The sequence below is a fragment of the Rhodococcus sp. PD04 genome (assembly GCF_035918275.1).
GTDB classification, from domain to species: Bacteria; Actinomycetota; Actinomycetes; order Mycobacteriales; family Mycobacteriaceae; genus Rhodococcus; species Rhodococcus rhodochrous.
The window spans coordinates 4321006-4327026 of sequence record NZ_CP142143.1 but is presented as its reverse complement, the minus strand read 5'-3'; the positions used below and the strand labels follow the sequence as shown (position 1 = coordinate 4327026).

Sequence of the window (6021 nt, the reverse complement as noted above, 5' to 3'; positions counted from 1 at the left end):
CGGCGGGGTTCCAGTTCCAGGTGGTCGAAACCGGTAAGGACGATCCGGCACGGCTGGCGGCGGGCACCCTCGGGGTGCTCTTCCAGACCGGTGTAGCGGGCGATCCGATCGAGCGGGTCGGAGTGGTCTACCGCGACCATGCCCAGGCCGAGCGCCTGCGCGCGGCGATGGCCGTCGAACACATCGACCGCTACCTCCTCGTCTCCGAACCCGAGGCCGCCGTCACCTATCTGCAGGCCACCGGCGAACTCGGCAGCAACACCGCCGTCTTCTACGACCTCGGCGACGCCGGGCTCACCGTCACCGTCGTCGACCTCGTCTCCCGAGAGGTGCTCGCCGAACGCACCGACAGCATCGGCGGCCGCGTCTTCGACAACGTGATCCGCGACCACCAGCTCGACACGAACGGTGTGTGGCGCCCCGACGACCCCGCCACCGACGACGAATTGTCCGCCCAGTGCCGCGAGGCCAAGGAGAAGCTCTCGCTGAGCGAGACCGTGGCCGTGCCCGGCGCTGCGGGAGTCGTGCTCATGTCGCGCGAGACCTTCGATCCGCTCATCGCGCAGTGCGTCGAGTCGTCGGCGCAGTTCGTGCACCAGGTGATCTCCCGTGCCGGTCGCAACCCCGAGGCCGTGGTCCTGCTCGGCGGCGGCGCGCACATCCCGCTCGTGCAGGAGGTGCTGCGCTCGTGGCTCGGACTGCCGCTGGTGGTGCCGCACGAGCCCGAACTCGTGCTCGCCAAGGGCGGGGCCATGGCCGCCGCGAAGCCGGCGAACTCGCAGCCGGTGAGCACCCTCACCCGCATCGTGCCGGGCCGCCCGTCGTCGACCAGCGCTGACACCGAGCAGATCCCCGTCGTCGCTGCGGCCGCCGCACCGACGACCGCGGCCGCCTCCGGCCCGGAATCCGCCGACGCGAAGAAGCCGTGGTGGTCGACGCTGGCCGGTCGCGGCCCGTCTGTCAGCGGCAAGCAGATCTCCGGCGCCGGTATCGCCGGCACGGCCCTCGCGGTCGTCGCGATCATCGGCGTGGCGCTGAGCACCGGCTTCACGAGTTCGTCGACCGACGAGACGAGCCCCACCCAGTCGTACACCCCCACGACCACCAACGCGCCGCGCCAGAACCCCGCACCGGCGGTGGCGCCCACACAGGTCACCACGACCACCACGGTCGAGCCGGAGCCCGCTCCGACGACCTACTCACCGCGCCCGGTGCCGCCGGCCCCCGAACCTCCGCCCGCCCCGGCTCCGACCATCCCGGGGCTGGGAGTGCCGGTGCCGACGCTGCCGCCGCTGCCGACGATCGAGTTGCCGCCGCTGCCGCAGATCCGGCTTCCCTGAGTCACCCGCTCACGCGCGTCGCGCGTGCCGGCCACCCGTCTGCTGTCCGGGGGCGTCGGTACGCGCGAGCACGGCGGCGATCGCCGTGGTGAGCGGCACCGACAATGTGAGCGCGATGCCGCCGACGCATGCGCGGACCAGCTCGATCGCCACGGCGTCGCTCGTGATCACATCCGTGATCGAGCGCCCGGCCACCGAGAACAGCAGCAGCAGAGGCAGCGCGCCGCCCGCGTAGGCGAGGACGAGTGTGTAGACGGTGCTGGCGATGTGGTCGCGGCCCACGCGCATCGCCGCCGAGAAGATCTCACGACGTGACGACTCGGGATCGAGCCCGGCGAGTTCGAAGGCCGACGACGCCTGCGTGATGGTGACGTCGTTGAGCACACCCAGTGAGCCGATGATGAATCCGGCCAACAGCAGGCCCGAGATCGACACGTGCCCGATGTACAGCTGTACGTCGGTGTTCTGTTCCTCCGACAGGCCCGTCAGGTGCGTCATCCGGATCGCGACGTAGGACAGCAGGGCCGCGACGACCATCGACGCGAGTGTGCCGAGCAGCGCCGAACTGGTCCTCAGATTCACGCCGTGCGCCAGATAGAGCACCGCGTAGAGGATCAGTGCACCGCCGACCAGTGCGACCGGCACGGCGGGTTTGCCGTCCAGGAGCGCCGGGAGCATGAACACCACCAGCACCCCGAACGCGACCACCAGGCCGATCAGGGCCCGCAGACCGCGCCAACGGGCGATCGCGACCACCACGACAGCGAAGGCCGCGACCACCAGGGCGAGCGGGAAACCGCGGGCGTAGTCGTAGAAGGAGTACTGGGTGGCACCCGCCGGATCGGTCTGGCGGACGAGACGGATCTCGTCGCCGGCCTGTAGTTCGGGCTGACCCGGGCCGGGGATCACCTCAAGGAGGGTCCGGGCACCGTCGTCGGGACCGGATTCGATGGCGACGATGCTGCGTTCGCAGTCGAAGGCGTTGCTCGAGGGAGGGGACGGCTCACCGGTGAAGACGCGCCCGAAGGACGCGCTGCCGCACGGGCCGGTGTCCTGTTCGACGACGGTTCCGGCCTCGGTGACGACCGCGCCGCCGCTACTCGTCTGGAAGGGGGCGGGGATGTCCACGGAACGGCTGCTCGGCCACAACAGGGCGGTACCGAAGAGCACAAGGAGACCGATCGCAGCCAGGAGGCCGACGACGATCTTCGCGGCGATGGGTCCGAGTGGGATGGGACTTTCGTCCTGCCCGTGGCCGTGACCGTGTCCGTGGCCGAAGTGGCCGTGTCCGTGATTCACCCGGACAGGCTAGCCAAGAGGCGAGATGGTTGGGGCTGGTGGTGGCGGGGAGCAGGGGGGGTGTCCCCGCCACCGTCACCTGATCTCGCACAGGGGGGGGATGGCGATCGATCAGGGAGCCCGGCACAGCGCGTAGTGCTTAGTGCCATAGGACAAATTACTGGTTCCGACCCCGGGTTGGGGAGGGGTTGACATGTGGCGATGGTCACGAACCCGACAAACTGTCCGTTCGGGTAGGTCGCCCGTGCCTCTAAACAGGGACTTTGGTCCCGAAAGGCGCAATATAACTGTTCGGCAACGATTGCCGGCCCGGGGTCGGAAGCCTAGTTCCTACTGCTTGTAGGAGGACAGGAAGTTACCGATCCGCTCGATCGCCACCGCCAGATCGCGTGCCCACGGCAGCGTGACGATGCGCAGATGGTCGTGGTTCGGCCAGTTGAAGCCCGTGCCCTGGGTGACGAGGATGCGCTCCTGCAGCAGCAGATCCTGCACGAGCTTCTCGTCGTCGTGGATGTCGTAGACCTCCGGGTCCAGACGCGGGAAGGCGTAGAGCGCGCCGCGCGGCTTCACGCAGCTCACGCCCGGAATGGCGTTGAGCCGCTCCCACGCGACGTCGCGCTGCTCGAGCAGGCGCCCGCCGGGCAGCACCAGGTCCTCGATGCTCTGGTAGCCACCGAGCGCCACCTGGATGGCGTGCTGGGCCGGCACGTTGGGGCACAACCGCGTCGAGGCGAGCAGGTCGACGCCTTCGAGGAAGCCCTCTGCGTGATCCTTCGGGCCGGTGATGACCATCCAGCCCGATCGGTAGCCGGCGACCCGGTACGCCTTCGACAGGCCGTTGTAGGTCAGGCAGAGCAGGTCGGGGGCCAGCGAGGCGAGGGAGATGTGCTTCGAGTCGTCGTACAGGATCTTGTCGTAGATCTCGTCGGCGAGCAGCAGCAACTGGTGCTTGCGGGCGAGGCGCACGATCCCCTCGAGCACCTCGTGCGAGTACACGGCGCCCGTCGGGTTGTTCGGGTTGATCACCACGATCGCCTTGGTGCGGTCGGTGATCCGGGACTCGATGTCGTCGAGGTCCGGGTTCCAGTCGTTGGTCTCGTCGCACAGATAGTGCACGGGGGTGCCACCGGCGAGCGAGGTCATCGCCGTCCACAACGGATAGTCGGGTGCCGGGATGAGCACCTCGTCGCCGTCGTCGAGCAGGGCCTGCATGGTGATGGTGATGAGCTCGGAGACGCCGTTGCCCAGGTAGACATCGTTGATGTCGAACTTCGGGAAGCGCGGCACGAGCTCGTAGCGCGTGACGATCGCGCGACGGGCGGAGGCGATGCCCTTGGACTCCGAGTAGCCCTGCGCGTGGGGCAGCGCCGCGATCATGTCCTGCACGATCGTGTCGGGCGCCTCGAACCCGAACGGTGCGGGGTTGCCGATGTTGAGCTTGAGGATGCGATGCCCCTCGGCCTCGAGCCGCGCGGCGTGGGCGTGCACCGGCCCGCGGATCTCGTAGAGCACGTTCTGGAGCTTCGACGACTGCTCGAGCCGACGGCTGATGTGATGGTGAAGTTGGCCTTGCTCCTCGGTAGTCACGGCTTACATCGTGCCACCGTGCCGCAACAGGATTTCATCCGCGTTTTGCCGGTTGCGGTAACGAGTTGGGAAACAAGGCGCGACGAATGTCCGGATCAATGCGATGATCGAGGTCCATCTAGGCCTCACGTCGGGGTGACGTGGGGGAATGCAAGGAGCAAGTGGTATGGCGCAGGGCACTGTCAAGTGGTTCAACGCGGAAAAGGGCTTCGGCTTCATCGAGCAGGATGGTGGGGGAGCAGACGTTTTCGTCCATTACTCCGAGATCCAGGGTTCGGGCTTCAAGACCCTGGACGAGGGGGCACGAGTCGAGTTCGAGATCGGTCAGGGGCAGAAGGGCCCGCAGGCTCAGGGCGTGCGCGCCATCTAGGTCGCACCCTTTCGAGAATTCCGCGTTCGACGGCGTCGCATCTCAGGATGCGGCGCCGTCGTCGTGTACTACCGCGGTGTGTGCTCTGCGCCACATAGGGGTCATATAGACCTACCCGTCGGTAAGTACTACTTGTAAGGTATATCCGGGTCGTGGGGTAACAGTTTGTTTCATCCGGTGCGGGGGGATTCGTACCGGACGGTTTTTCCTTCCTGGGGGATTGGTGTTTGTGGATTCGGCGACTCCTCGCAGCGCGACGCACGATCGATGGACCGACCCCAAGAAGCGCCTCTGGCTGTACGGACTCGTCGTCCCCCTGAGTCCCTTCATCGCCTACTTCCTCGTCGAATACCTGCACCTCGGCGTCTTCTGGGCCACCGGTGCACTGGTCATCGCCGTCGTCTGCCCGCTGGTCGACGCGTTCGCGAGGCTGGACACGAGCAATCCCCCCGAGAGCGTGATGCGGACGCTCGAGAACGACCGGTACTACCGCTACTGCACCTACCTGTATCTCCCACTGCAGTACGCGGGCCTGGCATTCGGATGCTGGATGTGGGTGTCGCAGCCCATGGGCGGCGCCGAACGGTTCGCGATGGCCGCCACGCTCGGCATCGTCGGCGGTGTCGGCATCAACGCGGCGCACGAACTCGGGCACAAGCGCACCACCATCGAGCGGCGCCTCGCGAAGATCGCACTCGCCCAGTCGTTCTACGGCCACTTCTACGTCGAACACAATCGTGGACACCACGCCCGTGTGGCGACCCCGGAGGACCCCGCCACCGCCCGCATGGGGGAGAGCTACTGGCGCTTCCTGCCCCGCTCGGTGTTCGGCAGCCTCCGCTCGGCGATCCGCTACGAGAAGGGCCGCCTCGAACGTCGCGGTACGTCGTTCTGGAACGTGCGGCACAACGACATCCTCAACGCGTGGGCGCTGAGCGTCGTCCTGTACGCCGTGCTCATCGCGGTGTTCGGCTGGTCGATCGCCCCGTGGCTCGTCGTCCAGGCCGTCATGGCGATCATGTTCCTAGAAGGCGCCAACTATCTCGAGCACTACGGGCTGCTGCGCAAGAAGCGCCCGGACGGCAGCTACGAACGCGTGCAACCCCAGCACAGCTGGAACAGCAACCACGTGTGTTCCAACCTGTTCCTCTACAACCTGCAACGGCACAGCGACCATCACGCCAATCCGCTGCGCCGCTACCAGACCCTGCGGTCGATGCCGCAGGCGCCGCAGTTGCCCGCCGGCTACGCGGTATTGATCATCCTCGCGCTGTTCCCGCCGCTGTGGCGGCGGATAATGGATCCGCGACTGCTCGAGCATTACGGGCACGATGTGTCGCGAATCAATATTGAGCCTGAGAAACGAACGGCGGTTCAGGCGCGATACGGTAATCGCAGTTAGGCGCCGTGTCGGGGAGACCGCGC

The 6021-nt window shown here is 67.1% G+C and carries 5 protein-coding genes; 3 read left to right on the top strand and 2 right to left on the bottom strand.

The window, feature by feature from the left end:
- The first annotated feature begins 20 nt into the window (after positions 1 to 20).
- A complete protein-coding gene (locus U9J23_RS19730; RefSeq protein ID WP_326602977.1) occupies positions 21 to 1340 on the top strand; it encodes an Hsp70 family protein in 1320 nt (439 codons plus the stop codon).
- A gap of 9 nt (positions 1341 to 1349) precedes the next feature.
- On the opposite strand, the gene U9J23_RS19725 is transcribed toward U9J23_RS19730, so the two are convergent.
- The gene (locus U9J23_RS19725) at positions 1350 to 2639 is read right to left on the bottom strand and encodes a YibE/F family protein (RefSeq protein WP_059384686.1); all 1290 of its coding nucleotides are present in this window, start codon (positions 2637 to 2639) and stop codon (positions 1350 to 1352) included.
- Positions 2640 to 2969: 330 nt separating this feature from the next.
- The gene (locus tag U9J23_RS19720) at positions 2970 to 4226 is read right to left on the bottom strand and encodes a pyridoxal phosphate-dependent aminotransferase (RefSeq protein ID WP_085469149.1); all 1257 of its coding nucleotides are present in this window, start codon (positions 4224 to 4226) and stop codon (positions 2970 to 2972) included.
- 166 nt (positions 4227 to 4392) lie between these two features.
- Between U9J23_RS19720 and U9J23_RS19715 the strand changes: the two genes are divergently transcribed.
- Complete coding sequence (locus U9J23_RS19715) at positions 4393 to 4596, top strand: cold-shock protein (protein ID WP_006553044.1); 204 nt, start codon at positions 4393 to 4395, stop codon at positions 4594 to 4596.
- A gap of 229 nt (positions 4597 to 4825) precedes the next feature.
- A complete protein-coding gene (locus tag U9J23_RS19710) occupies positions 4826 to 5998 on the top strand; it encodes an alkane 1-monooxygenase (RefSeq protein WP_059384688.1) in 1173 nt (390 codons plus the stop codon).
- The last annotated feature ends 23 nt before the right edge of the window (positions 5999 to 6021 follow it).

Excerpts from the sequence above, each read along its gene's own strand:
- U9J23_RS19715 (WP_006553044.1), top strand. The coding sequence starts at position 4,393 with ATGGCGCAGGGCACTGTCAAGTGGTTCAACGCGGAAAAGGGCTTCGGC.